The 18,735-nt window shown below is 75.4% G+C and carries 20 protein-coding genes; 13 read left to right on the forward strand and 7 right to left on the reverse strand.

The genetic code is table 11. The features are described from left to right. The first annotated feature begins 210 nt into the window (after positions 1-210). The 5 genes from ACK586_RS00335 to ACK586_RS00355 all read left to right on the forward strand — a co-directional run bounded on the left by ACK586_RS00335 (position 211) and on the right by ACK586_RS00355 (position 4,617). Positions 211-1,098, forward strand: coding sequence for an aldo/keto reductase (locus tag ACK586_RS00335; RefSeq protein WP_409328469.1), 888 nt, complete (start codon positions 211-213; stop codon positions 1,096-1,098). A 152-nt stretch (positions 1,099-1,250) separates the two neighbouring features. Continuing rightward, the gene (locus ACK586_RS00340; RefSeq protein WP_409328470.1) at positions 1,251-2,123 is read left to right on the forward strand and encodes a fumarylacetoacetate hydrolase family protein; all 873 of its coding nucleotides are present in this window, start codon (positions 1,251-1,253) and stop codon (positions 2,121-2,123) included. A 46-nt stretch (positions 2,124-2,169) separates the two neighbouring features. Then, positions 2,170-3,354 carry a hypothetical protein gene (locus ACK586_RS00345; protein ID WP_409328471.1) on the forward strand — a complete coding sequence of 395 codons (1,185 nt, stop codon included), beginning with the start codon at positions 2,170-2,172 and terminating at the stop codon, positions 3,352-3,354. Between the two features lie 28 nt (positions 3,355-3,382). Then, the gene (locus ACK586_RS00350) at positions 3,383-4,195 is read left to right on the forward strand and encodes an aldolase/citrate lyase family protein (protein ID WP_409328472.1); all 813 of its coding nucleotides are present in this window, start codon (positions 3,383-3,385) and stop codon (positions 4,193-4,195) included. After that, on the forward strand, positions 4,192-4,617 hold the full coding sequence (locus ACK586_RS00355; protein ID WP_409328473.1) for an AraC family ligand binding domain-containing protein: 426 nt from the start codon (positions 4,192-4,194) through the stop codon (positions 4,615-4,617). The genes ACK586_RS00350 and ACK586_RS00355 overlap by 4 nt, the downstream gene beginning before the upstream one ends. Positions 4,618-4,662: 45 nt before the next feature. On the opposite strand, the gene ACK586_RS00360 is transcribed toward ACK586_RS00355, so the two are convergent. Then, the gene (locus ACK586_RS00360) at positions 4,663-5,451 is read right to left on the reverse strand and encodes an IclR family transcriptional regulator (RefSeq protein ID WP_409328474.1); all 789 of its coding nucleotides are present in this window, start codon (positions 5,449-5,451) and stop codon (positions 4,663-4,665) included. Between the two features lie 274 nt (positions 5,452-5,725). On the opposite strand from ACK586_RS00360, the gene ACK586_RS00365 reads away from it, so the two are divergent. From ACK586_RS00365 to ACK586_RS00380, 4 genes are read left to right on the forward strand one after another with little or no spacing between them, the layout of a single operon-like run. Next, positions 5,726-7,171 (forward strand): aromatic ring-hydroxylating oxygenase subunit alpha, encoded by a 1,446-nt coding sequence (locus ACK586_RS00365; protein ID WP_409328475.1) that lies wholly within the window; start codon positions 5,726-5,728, stop codon positions 7,169-7,171. Further along, positions 7,168-7,683 carry an aromatic-ring-hydroxylating dioxygenase subunit beta gene (locus ACK586_RS00370; protein ID WP_409328476.1) on the forward strand — a complete coding sequence of 172 codons (516 nt, stop codon included), beginning with the start codon at positions 7,168-7,170 and terminating at the stop codon, positions 7,681-7,683. The genes ACK586_RS00365 and ACK586_RS00370 overlap by 4 nt, the downstream gene beginning before the upstream one ends. Before the next feature lie 10 nt (positions 7,684-7,693). After that, positions 7,694-8,902 carry a Dabb family protein gene (locus tag ACK586_RS00375; RefSeq protein WP_409328477.1) on the forward strand — a complete coding sequence of 403 codons (1,209 nt, stop codon included), beginning with the start codon at positions 7,694-7,696 and terminating at the stop codon, positions 8,900-8,902. Between the two features lie 50 nt (positions 8,903-8,952). Further along, a complete protein-coding gene (locus ACK586_RS00380; protein WP_409328478.1) occupies positions 8,953-10,167 on the forward strand; it encodes a hypothetical protein in 1,215 nt (404 codons plus the stop codon). A gap of 88 nt (positions 10,168-10,255) precedes the next feature. On the opposite strand, the gene ACK586_RS00385 is transcribed toward ACK586_RS00380, so the two are convergent. The 4 genes from ACK586_RS00385 to ACK586_RS00400 form a co-directional block, all read right to left on the reverse strand. Next, complete coding sequence (locus ACK586_RS00385) at positions 10,256-11,185, reverse strand: ribokinase (RefSeq protein WP_409328479.1); 930 nt, start codon at positions 11,183-11,185, stop codon at positions 10,256-10,258. A gap of 132 nt (positions 11,186-11,317) precedes the next feature. Further along, entirely contained in the window at positions 11,318-12,397 is a 1,080-nt protein-coding gene (locus ACK586_RS00390) for a TauD/TfdA family dioxygenase (protein WP_409328480.1), read from the reverse strand. A 382-nt stretch (positions 12,398-12,779) separates the two neighbouring features. Next, positions 12,780-12,941 (reverse strand): hypothetical protein, encoded by a 162-nt coding sequence (locus ACK586_RS00395; RefSeq protein WP_409328481.1) that lies wholly within the window; start codon positions 12,939-12,941, stop codon positions 12,780-12,782. Further along, positions 12,938-13,522 carry a DUF6328 family protein gene (locus tag ACK586_RS00400; protein ID WP_409328482.1) on the reverse strand — a complete coding sequence of 195 codons (585 nt, stop codon included), beginning with the start codon at positions 13,520-13,522 and terminating at the stop codon, positions 12,938-12,940. The genes ACK586_RS00395 and ACK586_RS00400 overlap by 4 nt, the downstream gene beginning before the upstream one ends. An 87-nt stretch (positions 13,523-13,609) precedes the next feature. Here ACK586_RS00400 and ACK586_RS00405 point away from each other — a divergent pair, with 87 nt between their 5' ends. From ACK586_RS00405 to ACK586_RS00420, 4 genes are all read left to right on the forward strand, one after another. Further along, positions 13,610-13,963, forward strand: coding sequence for a DUF3140 domain-containing protein (locus ACK586_RS00405; RefSeq protein WP_409328483.1), 354 nt, complete (start codon positions 13,610-13,612; stop codon positions 13,961-13,963). Positions 13,964-13,986: 23 nt separating this feature from the next. Further along, positions 13,987-14,775 (forward strand): methyltransferase domain-containing protein, encoded by a 789-nt coding sequence (locus ACK586_RS00410; protein ID WP_409328484.1) that lies wholly within the window; start codon positions 13,987-13,989, stop codon positions 14,773-14,775. A 52-nt stretch (positions 14,776-14,827) separates the two neighbouring features. Beyond that, positions 14,828-15,844 carry a type III polyketide synthase gene (locus tag ACK586_RS00415; RefSeq protein ID WP_409328485.1) on the forward strand — a complete coding sequence of 339 codons (1,017 nt, stop codon included), beginning with the start codon at positions 14,828-14,830 and terminating at the stop codon, positions 15,842-15,844. A gap of 113 nt (positions 15,845-15,957) precedes the next feature. Continuing rightward, on the forward strand, positions 15,958-16,584 hold the full coding sequence (locus tag ACK586_RS00420; protein WP_409328486.1) for a response regulator transcription factor: 627 nt from the start codon (positions 15,958-15,960) through the stop codon (positions 16,582-16,584). Between the two features lie 20 nt (positions 16,585-16,604). Here ACK586_RS00420 and ACK586_RS00425 read toward each other — a convergent pair whose 3' ends face one another. After that, positions 16,605-18,263 carry a GAF domain-containing sensor histidine kinase gene (locus ACK586_RS00425; RefSeq protein WP_409328487.1) on the reverse strand — a complete coding sequence of 553 codons (1,659 nt, stop codon included), beginning with the start codon at positions 18,261-18,263 and terminating at the stop codon, positions 16,605-16,607. Positions 18,264-18,305: 42 nt separating this feature from the next. Then, positions 18,306-18,728 carry a hypothetical protein gene (locus ACK586_RS00430; RefSeq protein WP_409328488.1) on the reverse strand — a complete coding sequence of 141 codons (423 nt, stop codon included), beginning with the start codon at positions 18,726-18,728 and terminating at the stop codon, positions 18,306-18,308. Positions 18,729-18,735: the final 7 nt, after the last annotated feature.

Here is an 18,735-nt window from a genome sequence, read left to right on the forward strand (position 1 = left end):
CCCCCCCCCGCCGCCCCCCCCCCCCCCCCCCCCGCCCCCCGGGGCGCCCCCCCCCCCCGGCCCCCCCCCGCCCCCCCCGCCCGCCGGGGCCGTCGTCGTGCCCGTGGACCGCCGGAGTGGCCACTCCGGCGAGGACACCGTTGGTTCACAGGGCGGGACGGCGTCTCGTACTGTGCGCACGTCCCACCGAGCAGTGAGGAGGTGGCCGTCGTGCGCACCCGTGCGATCGGTTCCCGGCAGGTCGGCGCGGTCGGCCTGGGCGCCATGCACCTGTCCAGCGCCCCGGAACGCCCCGCTCCGGAGCGGGCTGCGGCGACCGTCCACGCCGCCCTGGACGCCGGGGTGACCGTGGTGGACACCGCGGACGTGTACTGCCACGACGACACCGAGATCGGGCACAACGAGCGCCTGGTCGCCGAGGCGCTGCGGACCTGGTCCGGCGACGCGGACGACGTCCTGGTGGCCACCAAGGGCGGTCTCGTCCGCCCCGGCGGCGGGTGGGACTTCCGCGGCACCCCCGAGCACCTGCACGTCGCGGCGCGGGCCAGCGCCCGGGCGCTCGGGGTCGAGGCGATCGGCCTCTACCAGCTGCACTGGCCCGATCCCTCCGTGCCCTACGCCGAGTCGGTGGGCGCGCTGGGCGAGCTCGTGGACGCGGGCGTCGTCCGCACCGTCGGCGTGAGCAACGTCGACGTGGCGAAGCTCGACACCGCCGCCGACGTGCTCGGCGGCCGGCTGGTGAGCGTGCAGAACCCCTTCTCGGTCGAGGACCGCTGGGGCGAGCCCGTGCTGCGCCGGACCGAGGAACTGGGGCTGGCCTTCCTCCCGTACACGCCGCTGGCCGGCGTGACCGGCGAGGGCGCGCGAGCCCGCGCCACGCGCCAGGTCGCCGCGGAGCTCGGGGTGTCCCCCCAGCGGGTGGCGCTGGCGTGGCTCCTCGCGCACTCGCCCGCCGTCGTCGCCATCCCCGGCTCGACCCGCCCGGGGTCGATCCGCGACAGCGCCGCGGCCGCCGGCCTGGAGCTCTCCGCCGAGCAGGTCGCGCGGATCGACGACGCTCCGGCCGACCCCGCCCGGCCCACCACGTTCGCCCACTGAGGAAGGACCCCGCTGCCCCCCACCGCTCGCTCCGCTCGCGGCGGGCCGCTGCAGCGGGGCCGCCATGGACGACGGACGTCTCCATCTCACCTTTCGCGATGCCGTCTCGTATTGCTTGACAAGACGGCGTCTCGCATCGAAGGATCGCCGGCATGGACCTGCTCGTCACCCCGTGGGGCCTGGGGCGCCGCGAGGGCGACGAGGTCGCCGTCCTGGACCTGCCGCACCGCGACGTCGGGGCGCTGGTCGCCGATGCCGGTTCGCTGTCCCCGGCGGCCGCAGCCGGCGTCGTCCGCCGGGTTCCCGCGAGCGAGGCGCTGGCCGCCGCGCTGCCGCCGCTGCCGGCGCCCGGCACGGTCTGGGGCGTCGGGTTGAACTACCGGTCCAAGGCCCGGGTCACCGGCCGCGACGTCCCGGCCGAGCCGATCCTGTACGTGTCCGCCGCCTCCTCGGTGGGCGGGCCGAACGGCCGGGTGGCGCACCCCGCCGGCGTCACCGAGCAGCTCGACGCCGAGGCCGAGATCGCCGTCGTCCTGGGGCGCCGGCTGCACCGCGCCTCCGAGCGCGAGGCCTGGGCCGCGGTGGCCGGTGTGACGGCCGGCAACGACCTGACCGCGCGCGACGTCATGAAGGCGACCGGGACACCGGCGCTGGCCAAGAGCTTCCCCGGCTGCACCCCGCTGGGCGCCTCCGTGCTGGACGCGCGCACGCTCGCCGAGGGCGCGTCGCTGCGCGTGCGGGGGTCGGTCAACGGCGTGCTGCACCAGGACGACACCAGCGCCGACATGATCTGGTCGATCCCCGAGCTGCTCGCCCGCATCTCCTGGTACGCCGCGCTGGAGCCCGGCGACGTGTTTCTCAGCGGCACCCCCGCAGGCACCGGCCAGGACCGCGGCTGCTTCCTGGTCCCCGGTGACGTCGTCACCGTCGAGGTCGACGGCGTGGCGCCGCTGACCACCACCGTCTCGTCCACCGCCGCCCCGGTCGTCCCGGAGCCGCGGGAGGACGCCGTCCCGGCGCGCTGACGCGCCTCCCGACCCCCGCCGTCCCCGATCCCACGGAGCCCACCGCATGTCCGCACCCGCCGACACCCGTACGGACGCTGCGAGCGCCGTCCACGACCTCGTCCTCACCGGTGGGCGGGTCCTCGACCCCGCCAACGGCCTCGACGGCCGCTACGACGTCGCCGTCACCGACGGCCGGATCAGCGCCGTGGCCCCCGCCATCGACGGCCCGGCCACCGAGCGGATCGACTGCACCGGCCGGCTGGTGCTGCCCGGCCTGGTGGAGGGCCACACGCACATCTTCGAGCACGTGTCGAAGGTGGGCGCCAACCCCGTCGAGGCGCACCTGCGCCGCGGCGTCGTCGCCGCCGCCGACGCCGGCACCGCGGGCGCCTCGACGTTCGACGCGTTCAAGAAGCTGGTCGTCGAGCCCAGCGGGATGCGCATCCTCAGCTTCCTCAACGTCTCGGTGCTCGGGCTGATCGACTTCCGCTTCGGCGAGCTGCTCAACCCCGACACCCTCGTGCCCGAGGACGCGCTGCGGGTCGCCGCCGAGAACCCGGAGATCGTCCGCGGCTTCAAGATCCGGCTCTCGACCGACGTCGTCCCGGCCGAGCAGTGGCGCCCGCTGCTGAGAAAGTCGCTCGCCATCGGCGAGCAGGCCGGCCTGCCGCTCATGGTGCACATCGGCGAGACCCCGGAGCCGCTGGCCCAGGTGCTGCCCTACCTGCGCCCCGGCGACATCGTGGCCCACTGCTACACGGGCAAGGAGTACAACATCCTCGAGAACGGCTCGGTCCAGCCTGCCGTGGCCGAGGCCCGCGCCCGCGGCGTGCTGTTCGACTCCGCCCACGGCAAGAGCAACCTGAGCTTCGAGGTGGCCCGCCCGGCGATCGCCGAGGGCTTCCTCCCCGACATCGCCTCCTCCGACACCAGCGGCCGCAACTGGCGCGGCCCGGTCTTCGACCTGCTCACCAGCCTGTCGAAGCTGGTCGCTCTCGGCGCCCCGCTGCCGGAGATCATCAAGCGCGCGACCATCGACCCGGCCCGGCTCCTCGGGATCGCCGACGAGGGCTACGGCGCGCTGACCGTCGGGAACCCGGCGCACGTGACGGTCGTCGAGGAGGTCAGCGACCAGGTGCTGCCCGATGCGGCCGGCAACTCGATCGTGGCGCCGCGCTACGAGCCCGTCACCGTGCTGCACGGCGGTGCGCCGGTCGAGCTGGTGCCGTGGCGGGGCCTCGGCGCCTGAGCGGCGCCGGACGGAGAGGAGACCCGCGGTGACCGATGTGCACCGGGCGAGGGCCGGCCTGCGGGCGGCCCTCGCCTCCGGCGAGCGGCTCACCGGGGTCTTCGTCAAGCTGCCCTGCCCCGACGTCCTCGAGCTGGCGGCCTCGGCGGGCTTCGACCTCGTGGTCGTCGACCTGGAGCACTCCACGCTCGGCGACAAGGAGGCGCTGGACCTCCTCCGCTACGCCGACGCGCTCGGCCTGCCGGCCCTCGTGCGGCTGCCGCGGGTGGACCCGCCGCTGGTGAACCGGGTCCTCGAGGCCGGCGCGGTGGGCATCCAGCTGTCCATGCTGACCTCGGTGGCCCAGCGCGAGGAGCTGCAGGCCGCCGTGGCCTACGGGCCGGTCGGCCGGCGGTCGGTCAGCCTCGCGCACACGGGAGCCGGGTACGGCGCGGTCCCGCTGGCCGGCTACCTGGCCGCCGAGCGCGCCGACCCGCCGCTGCTGGTCGGTCAGATCGAGAGCCGCACGACCGACCCGATCGAGGAGGTCGTCGCCGGCCTCGACGTGGCCTTCGTCGGCACCACCGACCTGACCGTCGCGCTCGGGCTGGATCCCGACGACGCGGCCGGCATCCGCGCCGAGGTCGACGCGGTGGGTGCCGCGGCGCTGGCCGCCGGGGTGGTCTTCGGTGGCTGGGCGCCCCGCCCGGATGCCGCCGAGGGCCTGGGCCTGGGCCCGGCGGGCTACCTCGTCGTCGGCTCCGACCTGCAGTTCCTGGGCGCCGCCCTGCGCGCCGCCGCCCCGTCCCGCCCCGCTGCGGCCCGTCCGGCCGCGGCCCCGCCGTCCCCGGAGGCCCGATGAGCACCGAGCCCGCCCCCTCGCGCAACGCCGCCCTGTACGGGCGGGTCGTCAACTGGGACGACATCCCCGAGGAGACGGTGCGCCCGGGCGTGCGCCGCCGGGTCTACAGCACCGACGAGATCATGATCGCCTGGCACAGCCTCGACGTCGGGATGGCGCTGAACCCCCACTCCCACGCCGACTTCGACCAGCTCGTCTTCATCGCCGAGGGCGTGTGCGACTACCACGTCGCCGGAACGCCGCACCGCATGCGGGCGGGGTCGTTCCTGCTCGTCCCCGCGGGGGCGGAGCACTTCGTGGAGCCGCTCGAGGGGCCCTGCGTGAACATCGACTACTTCGTGCCCCCGCGGGCCGACTTCGCCTCCGCGCTGGGCTGGCTGAGCGCCGCCCCGGCCGGCGCCGGGACCCCGGCCCCGCGGTAGGGACCCGCCGCGGGCCCGCAGGAGGTGGGGACGGCGGGGCCTCCCTCAGCCGGCGGGGGCGGCGGGCTCCTCGGTCCCCAGGTGCGCCGAGATCTCCTTCGCCGTCTGCACCAGCGCGGCGGCCATCGGGCTGTGCACGTCCGGGTCGATCGAGGCCGTCGTCCCGACGATGCCCACCGCCCCCACCAGGGAGGCGCCCTGGAACACCGGGGCCGCCAGCGTCCGGACCCCGTTGACCGCCGGGACGTTCACCGAGACCCCCGCGGCGCGCACCGCCTCGATCTCGGCCCTGAGCTCCGGGTCGCGCTTGAGCGCCCGCGGCAGGCCGGCGACCTCCTCGGGGCGCAGCCAGGCGCAGAACACCCGGCCCTGCGCCGACTGCACGGGGTCCAGCCGGGAGCCCACCCGGACGCTGATCCGGATCACGCGGTCGGTGTTGTCGACGGAGCGGACGACGATCGGCGACTCGCCGTCCCACACCGAGAGGACGACGGTCTCGTCCACCTGGTGCAGCAGCCGCTCCATGTACGGCTCGGCCGCGCTGACGATCGGGAGTCCCGCCCGCGCCGCGGCGCCCAGCGTGAGCACCTGGGGCCCGAGGGAGAACAGCGCCGTCCGCTCGTCGTAGCGCAGCAGCTTCGCCGCCCGCAGGGCCTTGGTGTAGCGGTGCGCCGTCGCCTTGCTGGCGCCGAGGCGCTGGGTGATCTCGTTGAGGCTCAGGTACGGCTTGGCCGGCGTGAAGGCGTCCAGGATCAGCGCGGCCCGCTGCACGGTCTGGATGGTCGGCGCGGCGCCGTCGCCGTCGCGTGCCGGGCGGCTGGCAGGCTCGGACACGATCGTGCTCCTCGCGGCGTGGGGGTCGGGGGCGGGAACGATTTCGTCTCCCGTCGTGAGACAGCATCCTGACCGGCGAGACGGGAACGGTCAACGAGAGGCAGGGTTCGGAGAGCACCGCCGGGCCCTCGGGAGCGGGCCCGGTCCGATGTTGACATCCCTCGACCCACGGCACATGCTCAGTACCGCGATGCGAGACAGCATCTCGCATGTGTTTCACCAGAGTTACCCCACAGTGCCGCCCTCGCTCCGCCGGGGGCAGACGGGAGCCCCTGTGACGTCCCCCAGTGCCCACCCCGCGTCCGACGCCGCCGCCGCGCCGCTGGTCGTCCAGGACTGGGACCGCCTCGCCTTCCGCGTCCACCGCCGCGCGTACCGCGACGACGCCCTGTTCGCCGCGGAGCGGGCGAACATCTGGGAGCGCACCTGGCTCTACCTCGGCCACGAGACCGAGCTGGCGCCGAACGACTTCAAGGTCCGCACGCTGGGGGGCCGGCCGCTGATCTTCACCCGCGACTCGGCCGGGCAGCTGCACGCCTTCCTGAACAGCTGCCCGCACCGCGGGACCGTGCTCTGCCGCGAGACCCAGGGCACGAGCAAGCACTTCAACTGCTTCTACCACGCGTGGGCGTTCCACAACACCGGCGAGGTGGCCGCCATCCCGGACCCGACGGCCTACGCCGACGAGGAGTACAAGGCCGGCATGCGGCTGCGCGAGGTCGCGAAGCTGGAGGTCTTCGAGGGCTTCGTCTTCGTCTCCTTCACCGACGACGTCCCGCCGCTGGAGCAGCACCTGGGCCCCGCCGCCGACTACATCCGGATGATCGGCGAGCAGCACGTCGCCGGCATGGAGGTCCTGCCGGGCACGCAGCTCTACGGCGTGCGCGGCAACTGGAAGCTCGCCGTCGAGAACGCCATGGACGGCTACCACTTCTCCCCGACCCACAACACCTTCGTGGGCTACCTGCGGGAGAGCGGCTTCGCCGTCGACGACGACGACCAGTACGCCTACAACCTCGGCAACGGGCACTCGCTGCTGATCCTCACCGGCCACGGCGGGCGGATCAGCATGCTGTGGGAGCCGCGTTTCGGCGAGGAGGAGCGCGTCCGCACCGCCGAGCACCGCCGCGAGATGGAGCTGCGCCTGGGCTCCGAGCGGGCGCACCTGGTCGCCGACGAGAGCCACATCCTGTTCGTCTTCCCGAACCTGCTGCTGTTCGACCTCGAGGGGCTGTCGATCCGCCAGCTCGAGCCGGTCGCTCCCGGGCACACCGACGTCCGCGCCTGGCAGCTGGCCCCGCGCGGCGAGGACCCGGCCGTCCGCGACCTGCGGATGCGGACCATGGTCAGCTTCGTCGGCCCCGGCGGCCTGGCCACGCCCGACGACATCGAGGCCTACGAGGCCGTGCAGCGCGGTATCGAGGCGACCGCCGGCGACAGCCGCGCCGAGCTCGACTACAGCGACATGTCCCGCGGCATGGCCGCCGACGTGTCCGGCGAGCGCGGCCGCTCCACCGACGAGGGCGCCATGCGCGGCTTCTGGCGGCACTGGGTGACCGCCGTCGGGGAGGGCGGACCGATCGACCTCGGCACGCCCCCGCCGCCGCACCCCGAGCCCACCCCGCTGCCCAGCAAGAGGCCGCACGGGCTGGACGAGATCCTGGCCGGGCTCGACACGGGGGCCCCGGCCGACGCGCAGGAGGAGGTAGCGGCCCGATGACCGCACTGGACACGGCACCGGTCGCCTCCACCCGCACCGTTGCGCGGGCCGAGGTCGAGGACTTCCTCTTCGCCGAGGCGGACCTGCTCGACCGCCAGCGCTACGACGAGTGGCTGGCGCTGTTCGTCGAGGGCGGCCGCTTCGAGATCCCGACGACCGACGCCGGCGACACCCCGGCCAGCCAGGGCGGCTACTTCGTCTGCGACGACTGGGACCTGCTCCGCGCCAGGGTGAAGCGGCTGAAGAGCCGCAAGGCGCACGCGGAGAACCCGGCGTCCCTCACCCACCGGATGATCGCCAACGTGCGACTGGGCGAGCGCTCCGGCGACGAGCTCGCCGTGGCCGCGAACTTCATCGTCCACCGCGCCCGCGACGGCCACACGAACAGCTTCCACGGCCGGTACGCCCACCGGCTGCTGGTGACGGAGGACGGGCTGCGCTTCCGGCTCCGCCGCTCGGTGCTGGCGCTGGAACGGCTGGAGGCCGGCGCCCGGCTCTCCTTCGTCCTGTAGGCGGACGGCGATGATCCGGCACACCGTGGCCTACCGGTTCAGGGACGACGTCGACCGGGCGACGATCGACGCCCTGCAGGCCGAGCTCGAGACCTTCCCGGCGCAGTACCCGGCGATGCAGCGCTGGTCGTCGGGGCTCAACCGCAGCACGCGCGACGACCGCTTCACCCACGCCTTCTCCGTCGAGTTCGACACCGAGGCCGAGCTCGCCGCCTACCTGTCCAGCGAGCGGCACGAGCGCTTCGTCGCCGAGGTGTGGCGCCCGGTCATCGCCGAGCGGGCCATCGTCAGCTACGAGTACACGCCCAGCGCAGGAGAGCCCATGACCGCGGTCAGCACCCGTCCCCACGGCCCCTTCGGCATGGAGTACGCGCGGATCGAGGTGCCCGACCTCGACGAGACCATCGACTTCCTCGTCTACCACGTCGGGCTCCAGGTGGAGGAGCGGACGGCGGAGCGGGCCTACCTGCGCGCCGACATCGAGCACCACTGCCTCGAGCTGATCGCCGCCCCGCACCGGGAGATCGGCCACACGGTGGCCGTCGGCTACAGCGTCGAGTCCGCCGAGGTGCTCGAGCAGATCCAGAAGCGGGTCCTCGACGCCGGGCTGGAGGTGTTCGACCTCGAGGAGCGCCAGCAGGCGCTGTGCGACGAGGGCTTCGCCGTCCGCGACCCGGACGGGATGGTCGTCGAGCTGTTCACCGAGTACCAGGAGTACGCCGAGGCCCCGCACGTCGAGCTGCGGCCGGTCGACCTGGTGCACCCGTTCCTCATCACCGAGAAGTTCGACGAGATGGTCGGCTTCTACTCCGGCGTGCTCGGCTTCATCCCCAGCGACCACGTCGTCGGCTCGACGACGTTCTTCCGCTGCGAGGACCGCTACCACCACAGCCTGGCGATCTCCCGCAGCCGCGGTGAGGGCTCGTTCGTGGGCCACCTGTGCTTCGCGATGAAGAGCCTCGACCACGTCATGCGGATGCGGGCGCGGGCGCTGTACAAGGGCCGGCCGATCGTCTCGGACATGGTCAACCACTCGGCGTCCACCTCGATCGCCTTCTACATGCACGACCCGCGGTTCGGGCCGCGCTACGAGCTGTGCGACTCCCACCGGGTCTTCACGCCCGAGGAGCACGAGACCCACCGCGCCCGGAAGATGCCGGCCGACCCGCGCAACATCGACGTCTGGCGGCCCGCCGCCGACGACTGGGGCCGTTTCTGAGCCTCCCCGCGGGCGGGGGTGGCGGGGAGCTCCTCCCCGCCGCCCTCGCCGTGCTGTCCGCGACCCCGGCGCCGCACGGGGCCGAGCGGCGGGCCGCGCAGGCGCTGGCCGCCTGGGGGCGGGGCGTGCTGCCCGGGCTGGACTGGTCGGTCGCAGCGGTCGGGGAGGCCGGCGCCAACGTCGTCGTCACGCTGCCCGGCGACGGGCCGCCGGCGCTGCTGCTCGCCTCCCACCTCGACACGTCGCTGTCCGGGCTGCCCGCCGAGGACGCCCCGGTCACCGGCCGCGCCGACGACCCCGGGCCGCTGCGCGTGGACGGCGACGAGGTGAGCGGGCCCGGCCTCGGCGTGGCCCGGGGGCCCGCCGCCGCGGCGCTCACCGGGCTGGCGCTGGCCGCCGACCGGCTCGCCGGCCGCCCCCACCGCACCCTGCAGCTCCTGCTGGCCGGCTCCGGCACCCACCGCAGCGCGCTGGCGGCGACCGTGCCGCCGGGCTCGGTGCGCCCCTCCTCCAGCGCGGGCGCCGCGGCCCACCTGGCGGCCGGCCCGCGCCCGGACGCCGTCCTGGTGGCCAAGGGCGGTCCCGCGGCGGTGCTGCGGGCCGAGCCGGGGGCCGGCTACCTGCGGCTCACCGTCACCGGCCGGATGGGCGCCGCGCTGGCGCCGGCCTCGGCCGACCCGGTCGGCGGGGTGCTGGTGCACGCGGGCACGGTGCTCGAGGCGGTCGGGCGGTGGCGGGTGGCCTTCCGCGACGCCCGGCGCGGCCGCGCGGACGGGCTGGGCGGCGAGCTGGGGCTCGGCGCGCTGACCGGCGGCCGGCCGGACAAGCCCGACCTGCTGCCGGCGGTGCTGGACCTGCGGCTGTACGCGGTCACCGTGCCCGGCGACGACCTGGCCGCACTGGGCGAGGACCTGGCCGCGGCGGTGCGCCTGGCGCTGGCGCGGACGCCGCTGGCCGGCTGCGCCGTCGAGGTGGTCGCCGAGCCGCTGCACCCGGCCGGGGTCACGGCGGCCGGTGCGCCGGTCGTGCGGGCCGCGACGGCCGCCTGGGTCCGGCACCGCCCGGGGCCGCCGGTGGAGGTCCGCGACTGGACCGGGTCCACCGACGGCGTCGTCTTCCGGGCCGCGGGCATCGACACCGCCCGCACCGGCCCGGCGTCGTCCCCCGATCCGGGCGACCCGCGCCGCGACCGGCTCTCGCTGGCCGAGCTGCGCTCCTTCGCCGACCTCTACGCCGACGTCGCCGTCACCCTCGCCACCCCCTGACGCCGAAGTGGCTACTCCGGCGGGAAGGTCGCGCGCGACCGGTCCACCGGAGTGGCTACTTCGGCGGAGAAGGGGGCCGTCGGCGGGGTCAGAGCGAGGTGGCCTCCGGGGTCTGCTCCAACGCCTTCTGCACGTCGCGGTTGGCCGGCAGCGCACCGCGGGCGCCCGGGCCGGTGGTCGACAACGCCGCCGCGGTGGCCGCGTAGCGCACCGCCTCCGGCAGCTCCTGCCCACGGGCCAGCGCCTGGCACAGGGCCCCGCAGAAGCAGTCGCCGGCGCCCGTGGTGTCGACCGGCGTGACCCGGGGCGGCGCCTGCAGCAGCGCGGGGGCGTCGCCGGCCGGGACGACGACGGCCCCGCGCGCGCCGAGGGTCACCACGACCGCCGTCCCCGGTCCGACGAGGCCGCGGGCGAGCTCGGCCACCTCGGCCGGCGAGCGCTCCTCGTCGGGGACGCCGGCCAGCGCGGCCAGCTCGTGCTCGTTGGGCACGAGGACGTCGACGCGCTCCAGCAGCTCCGCGGGCAGGGGGGCCGGCGGGGCGGGGTTGAGCACCACGGTGCCGCCGGCGGCGAGCGCGGCCGCGGTCACGGTCTCCATGGGGACCTCGAACTGCAGGAGCAGCACGTCGGCCCGGTGCACCGGGGAGACGTCGACGTCCCCGGGGGTCAGCGCGGCGTTGGCGCCGGGCACCACGACGATGAGGTTCTCCCCGCTACCGGTCTCCACGGGGATCGTCGCCGTGCCGGTCGGCACCGCCGGCGTGCGGTGCACCCGGCTGACGTTGACCCGGCACTCGGCCAGCGCGGCCTGCATGCGGGCCCCGGCGGGGTCGTCCCCGACCCGGCCGACCATGTGCACGCCGGGCCCCAGGCGGCCGGCGGCGGCGGCCTGGTTGGCGCCCTTCCCGCCCGCGGCGGTGACGGGGGAGCCGCCGATCACGGTCTCCCCGCGGCCGGGGAGCCGCTCGACGGGGATGAGCACGTCCTCGTTCAGGCTGCCGACGACGGTGACGGACAACGGTCCTCCTGGTCTGGGAGCGGCGGACAGCGCGCGGCGGCGGGCCCCGGGGCGCCCGCCGCCGCGGTCGGTGGACATCCTCCCGGGGCCCGCCCCGAGGGCGAGCGGGGCGGGGGGAGGACGGTCCTCCCTCTACAGGCCCCAGGTCATGTCGGGGACGGCGGCGCTGGCGATGTGCGAGATGCGCTCCACGTCCTCCTTGGCGCTGCGGTCGCTGTCGCGGCCCTGGACCACGGAGTTCTTGCCGAAGCCCTCGACCAGCGGCCGGCCCACGTCGCGCCTGAGCCACAGCCGCAGCAGGTGGCGGCGCCGCTCGACCTCGGGGAAGTCCTCGTAGGACGTCCGCGAGTGCAGCGCGGCGTAGTTCAGCAGCCACTGGACGTCGCCGGGCTGGAAGTCCATGTCGATCGGCAGCCCCTCCTCCTGCGACACCTCGTCGTAGAGGGCCAGGAGCTCGCGCTGGGCGTCGGTCAGCCGCGGGACGTCGGGGAAGCGCTGCGCGGACTCGATCATCGAGCTGCCGGCGTAGCTGGAGAACACGCCGTCGACCCAGCTGCAGATCGGCGAGGTGTAGTAGTCGGCCGGCGCGTCCTTGTCCTGGGCCTTCCAGTCCCAGTACCAGGTCTCGAACAGCAGCGGCGCGAGATCGGGGCGGCGCCGGAGGATCTCGTTGTAGATCGTCGCGCCGCTGACCAGGCTGCTCGAACCGCCGGCCTTCGCGCCGCGCAGGCACATCAGCGCCACGACGTCGGAGCTGTCGGAGTGGAACGGCAGCCGGTCGCGGACCCGGGAGGGCAGCGCGCCGTCGGCCATGGTCAGGTTCGACGTCGCGATGACGTGGTCGAGCAGGTCGCCGACCTCGTTCTGCTTCATCGGCACGCCCAGGTGCAGGCCGATGAGGAAGAAGATCGCCGCGGCGAGCACGTCGCCGTACTCCTCGGTGCGCAGCCCGCGGACCAGCACGAACCCGCGACCGGCGTCCAGCTGCCGGGAGACCTCGGCCAGGTGGGCGGCGTTGGCCGGCAGCGGGTAGCGCCCGGCGGTGACCTCGCGCAGGTCGGGGTCGTCGGCGACGAACCGCCGGCCGACCTCCTCGAGCTCGGTGCGCTCGGCGTCGGAGAGCTGGTAGATCCACTCGGTCGACTGCGACAGGGCGTCACCCCGCCACGCGGCGGGCCCCTCCACGGGGGAGAGCGAGACGGTGCTGGTCATGGGGAGTTCCTCCACGGTGCGGCGGGACGGGACGTGCGGCGGTCGGCGGAGCGCGCGGGATGCGCCGCGAGCCCGCAGACGTCGGACGTCGGCGGGTGCGGCCCCGTCCCGAGGCCCACCCCGAGCGTGCGAGGGGTGAGGAGGACGGGGTCCTCCGTCAGAAGGGGACCTGGACGGCCCCGGCAGCGGTGCCGGGACGGATGCTCGGACGCAGGGTGGGGGCGGGCGTGCCGGCTGCGGTCACGGTCGTCCTCCCCGGGTGGATGTGCCTGCGCGAGCGGTGCCGCGAACGCTAGGCCACCGAGCGGCGGAGCGTCAAGAGAGACGGCGTCCCGCATCGCGAGATCGGAGCGGGACGCCGTCCTGTGGAGGGCGGGGCGGGTCAGGACGGCGTGTCGGCGCCCTCGCCTCCCGTCTCCTCCGCGCCCTCGGCCGGCTGGTCCGGGTGGGGCGTCCGTCCGCCGCCGTCCGCGGCCGGCTCCTGCCCACCGCTCTCCGCGGGCTGGTCGGGGTGCGGCGTGCGGCCGCTGTCGGGCTCGCTCATCGTGGCTCCTCCTCCGGGTCGACGTCCGGGTCGACGTCGGCGTCGGGGGCTGTATCCGCAGGCCCCGCCGGGAAACCGGGTCGACGGGCCCACAGCGGCAGCACGTACCAGGTGACCGCCCCGGTGAGCAGCACCAGCGCCCCGCCGGCGATGCCGGCCCCGCGACCCAGCGCGACGTCCAGGACCAGCAGGGTGCCGCAGCCGATCGCGACCACGAGCATGGCCAGCCCCGCCTGCAGCATCAGGTCGCCCACCCGGATCAGCGCGCCCTTCTGCCGGCGCCGGAAGACCAGCCGGTGGAACGAGACGGGGGCGATCAGCAGCACCGTGGCCAGGGCCGTCGTCATCAGCGTGATCGTGTAGAAGGTCACGCCGAACGCGTCGAGCTCGGCGAACCGCTGGGTGAAGGCCAGGCCCAGGAGGAAGGCGAAGAGCACCTGGACGCCGGTGATGGCCACCCGCAGCTCCTGCAGGAGCTCGGCCAGGTTGCGGTCGAGCAGCTGGTCGAGGCTCTCGCCGCGGGCCTCGGCGCTGCGGCGGGCGTGCGAGCTGTCGAACCGGTCCGGCGGGACGTCCTCCACGCCGTCCACCCTGCCCCACTCCGGCGGTTGCCGGAGGGCGGCCACCGGGTAGGGCGCGACCGATCCGCGACGACGAGGGAGGGCCTCATGGCCGGCGACAGCGCCGAGGACAGGGACACCATCCGCCGCGAGTTCGGCCAGGCGGTCAACATGACCCCCGCCGAGCTCGAGAAGTGGCTGGACAGCGACGAGTCGAGATCGGTCGGCCAGAAGGACGGCGGGTCGGGGGAGTCCACCGGGCACGAGTCGGGCCGCCGGATCGTCGAGTTGCTGAGGACGAAGAAGGACGACCTGACCGACGACGACCTCGCCCACATGCGCAAGGTGCGCGGCTACGTGCAGCGACACCTGGCCCAGGAGCCGAAGAAGGAGGACGTCGGGTCCTCCAGGTGGCGGTACTCGTTGATGAACTGGGGCCACGACCCGCTCAAGAAGGGGTAGCGGCCACCGAGGAAGGGACCCGCATGCGGCGAGACGATCCCCGGCGCAACGACCTGGCGCAGTACGACGAGCTCGCCGACCAGTGGTGGGAGCCCGCGGGCGGGTTCGCGATGCTGCACTGGCTCGCCGCCGCCCGCGCCGAGCACATCCCGCCGGCGCGCGGGCCGGGTGCCCTCCTCGTCGACCTGGCGTGCGGCGGCGGGCTGATGGCGCCGCACGCGGCCCGGCTGGGCTACCGGCACATCGGCGTCGACCTGAGCCTGTCGGGCCTGCGGACGGCGCGCGAGCACGGGGTGCTCCCCGTGCGGGGGTCGGTGCTCGAGGTGCCGCTGGCCGACGCGTGCACCGACGTGGTCGTGGCCGGTGAGGTGCTCGAGCACGTCGAGGACGACGTCGCGGTCCTGGCCGAGTGCGCCCGGCTGCTGCGGCCGGGCGGCACGCTGGTCATCGACGCGATAGCCGCCACGCGGCTGGCCGGGTGGATCGCCGTCGACCTGTTCGAGCGCCTCCCCGGTGGGCCGCCGCCGGGGATCCACGACCCCCGGCTGTTCGTCGACCGGCGCCGGCTGCTCGCCGCCGCGGACCGGCTGGGGCTGGACCTGCGGCTGGTCGGCTTGCGTCCCTCGGTGCGCGACCTGGTCTCCTGGCGGCGGGGCCGGCGGGCCGGCGTGCGGATGCGGCAGATCCCGCTCACCTCGGTGCTGTTCGCCGGATACGGGGTGAAGCGCGCCACAGCGCCGGGCGGGGAGCGGGTTGCGGGCGTCCGGGTGGAGGGGCAGGGATCGCCGTCCCCGCTTACCGTCGAGAGATGAGTGCCTCGCCGAGCAGCGCGGACGCCGGGCAGCGCCCGTGGTGAGCGCGGTCGTGACCGGATCGGGTTCGGCGCTGCCCGCGACCCTGGACCAGGACGCCGCCTGGGAGGGCTTCTTCGCCCGGCACTACGAGGGCGTGCGCGCCGCCCGGCGGATCTTCGCCGGCGCCGGGGTGCGCACCCGCCACGCGGTGGCCAACCCGGTCGTCGAGGACATCAGCGGCTGGAGCACCGGCGCGCGGATGGCGCGCTACGTGCAGGAGGCCCTGCCGCTGGGCAAGCAGGCCGTCGCCGGCGCGCTGGACCGGGCGGGCCTGTCCCCGGGGGACGTCGGGATGTTCGCCGTGGCCACCTGCACCGGTTACGCGACCCCGGGTCTGGACATCCGGCTGGCCAGCGACCTGGGGATGCCGCAGGGGCTGCAGCGCCTGCTCGTCGGCCACATGGGGTGCTACGCGGCGCTGCCGGGGCTGGCAGCGGTCGGCGACTACGTGACCGCCCGCGCGAGGCCGGCCGTCCTGCTCTGCTGCGAGCTGACCAGCCTGCACGTGCAGCCCGCGCAGCGGGACCTGCAGCAGGTGGTCGCGCACGCGCTGTTCTCCGACGCGGCGGCCGCGGTGGTAGTCGAGCCCGGAGCCCGGCCAGGGCGCCGGCTGGCGGGGGTGGTCGCCCGCACCGACAGCTCCACGGCCGACCACATGACCTGGGACGTCACCGATCTCGGCTTCCGCATGGGCCTGTCACCGCGGGTGCCCGACGTGCTGTCGCGGCACGTCGGGGACGTGGTGGACGAGTTGCTCGCCGGGGCCGGCCTGCGGGTCGAGGACGTCGCCGGCTGGGCCGTGCACCCCGGCGGCCCGCGCATCCTCGACGTCGTCCGCGACGAGCTCGGACTGACCGAGGAGCAGATGGCGGCCTCGCGCAGGGTGCTCGCGGAGCACGGCAACTGCTCGTCGGCCACCGTGCTCCTGGTGCTCGACGAGCTCTCCGACGTGGACGGCCCGGTGGTCGCGATGGCCTTCGGTCCCGGTCTGACCCTCTACGCCGCGCTCCTCCTGCCCGGGTCGTGACAGCGCGTCATCGGGGTGTGCTGCCGACCTGCCGGTACTACTCTCCGTGACAGACGTCGGTGTGACGTCTCTCACAGCGAGAGGCGGTGGGTGTGCCCGGCAGTGTCTCTCCCGTGCGCGTGTTCCTCGTCGACGACCACGAGGTGGTGCGCCGCGGCGTGGCGGAGGTCCTCGAGGACGACCCCGGGATCGTCGTCGTCGGTGAGGCGGGCTCGGCGGGCGAGGCGCTGGCGCGGGTCCCGGCGGTCCGTCCCGACGTCACCGTCGTGGACATGCGGCTCCCCGACGGCGACGGCGCGGAGGTCTGCCGCCGGCTGCGGGACCGGGTGCCCGGCCTGCGCTGCCTGGTCCTGACGAGCTACGCCGACGAGGACGCGGTGGCCGCCGCGGTCGCCGCGGGTGCGGCCGGGTACGTGCTCAAGCAGGTGCGCGGCGCGGCGCTGGTCTCCGCCGTCCGCACGGTCGCTGCCGGGGGCACCTACTACGGCGTCGCACCACCCGAGCGGACCGTGACCCGCCGGCGCGACCCCGAGCGGGAGCGGCGGCTGGCCACCCTCACCGAGCAGGAGCGCACCGTCCTCACGCTGATCGGCGAGGGCCTGACCAACCGCCAGATCGGCGACCGGATGGGCCTGGCCGAGAAGACGGTCAAGAACTACACCAGCCACCTGCTCGCCAAGCTCAACCTGGAGCGGCGCACCCAGGCGGCGATCCTCGCCACCGAGCTGCGCGACCGCTGAGCGCGGCCCGCGCGAGGGCATCAGGGCCGGGGGACCGACCAGCGCACCGCCGTCCCCGGTGGGCCGGAGGCGACCTCCATCCGGCCGCCGCGGCGCTCCGCCCGCTCGGCGAGGTTGCCCAGCCCGCTGCGCGCGGTGACCGGCGGCATGCCCCGCCCGTCGTCGGTGACGGTCACGGCGACCTCGCCGTCGGCGGTGACCTCGACGGTCACCCGGCCGGCGCCCGCGTGCCGCACCACGTTGGTCACCAGCTCACGCACGACCGCGACGACGTCGTGCACCAGCCCGCCGGGCAGGTCCTCCGACCCGTCGCGGACCTGGAGCGCGACGCTCAGGCCGCTGCCGTCGGTGACCGAGCGCACGACCTCCCCCAGCCGCGCGCGGACCGCGGTCGGCGAGAGGTCGCCGTCGTCGTGCAGCTCGAAGATGGCGGTGCGGATCCGCGCGATCGTCTCGTCCAGCTCGTCGACCCGCTCGGCGAGGCGCGCCGCGGTACCGGGGTCCTCGGCCGCCAGGGACCGGCTGATTCGGTCCAGCGCCAGGGCGGTGGCGTAGATCCGCTGCACCACGTGGTCGTGCAGGTCGCGGGCGATGCGGTCGCGGTCGGCGGCCACCTCCAGGGCCCGCTCGCGGGCCCGGCTGCGGGCCAGCTCGAGCGCGAGGCCGACGCGCGAGGTGAACGACGACGCCAGCTCCAGGTCCGCGGCCGTGAACGGGACGCGGCCCTCGCGGCGCAGCGCCACCAGCGTCGCGGGCGCCGGCCGGCCGGGGAGCGGGACGACGAGACCGGGGCCGTACCCGTCGGCCACCAGCTCGCGCACGACCGGGGCGTAGGGCCGGCTCTCCGCGGTGCTGGTGATGTCGTCGAGCAGCACGGGGAGACCGGCCCGGTGGGCCTCCCACAGCCGGGTGCCGGCCATCGGGACCCGCACGCCCTCGGCGCCGATCTCGCCGGCGGCAGCGACGACCACGAACTCGGCGTCCGACCCCTCCCGGGGCGCCAGCACGCCGCAGAGGTCGGCGTCGGAGAGCTCGGCCACCCGCTCGGTCACGTCGTGCAGGACCTGCTCGGGATCGGTGCCCGACAGCAGCGAGGTCGCCACCGCTGCTCCCGCCTGCGCCCAGGCCCGCCGGCGCTCGGCGGCCTCGGCGAGCCGGGCGTTCTCCACCGCCAGCCCCGCCGCCTCCGCGAGGGCCTGCACGACCTCCTCGTCGGCGGCGGTGAACCCACCCCCGCCCCGCTTCTCGGTGAGGTACAGGTTGCCGAACACGGCGTCGCCGGCCGACACCGGGACGCCGAGGAACGAGCGCATCGGCGGGTGCCCGTTCGGCAGCCCCACGGCGGCCGGGTGGGCTCCCAGGTCGTCGAGCCGCAGCGGTGCCGGCTGCTCGACCAGCAGCCCGAGGATGCCCTCGCCCACCGGCAGCCGGCCGATGCGGGCGACGTCGTCGTCGTCCATGCCGACGACGACGAACCGGTCGAGGCGGGTGCCGTCCGGTGTGAGCACGCCCATGGCGCCGTAGGTGGCGCCCGAGTGCTCGACCGCGGCCTGCACCACGTCGCGGAGGGTCGCCTCCAGGCGCCCCTCCGCGGCGGCGGTCCGGACGGCGGCGACCGCGCGGACGGCGGCGGCCAGGCGGGTGGCGTCGGCGGTTCCCTCGCCGTCGGGCGGGGGCACGGCCCGACCGGCACGGGACGACGACACGCGTGGCGGGACCGTTCAGGCGCCGCGGGCCAGGCGCCGGACCGGGGGACGGGGGATCGCGTGGCGCAGCAGCGCTTTGCCGGTGCCCGTCACCAGGACCAGGTCCCCGCCGTGGGCCGCGCCGGACAGCGCGTCGAACACGGGCCGCTCGAGGACGGCCGTGCGGGCCCGGCCGTGCACGCCGGTCTCGGCGATGGCCCGGAGCACCTGGGCGTCGACCCGGGACCGGGCCGCGGCGACGACGGGTGCCTCGTGCGCCTCGGCGGTCTCCGCGAGCACGCAGGCCGCCACCACGGTCGCCTCGCGCCGGGCGGCCTCGTGCAGGGACCAGACCAGCGAGCGGTAGGCATCGGAGCTGCCGTCGACGTCGACGAGCAGCGTCGGGGGACGACGGCGGGGACGCAGGTGTCCGAACCGCAGCGGCTCCACATCCGTCATGGCGTCA

Source organism: Trujillonella humicola, assembly GCF_046233715.1.
Taxonomy (GTDB): Bacteria; Actinomycetota; Actinomycetes; order Mycobacteriales; family Geodermatophilaceae; genus Trujillonella; species Trujillonella humicola.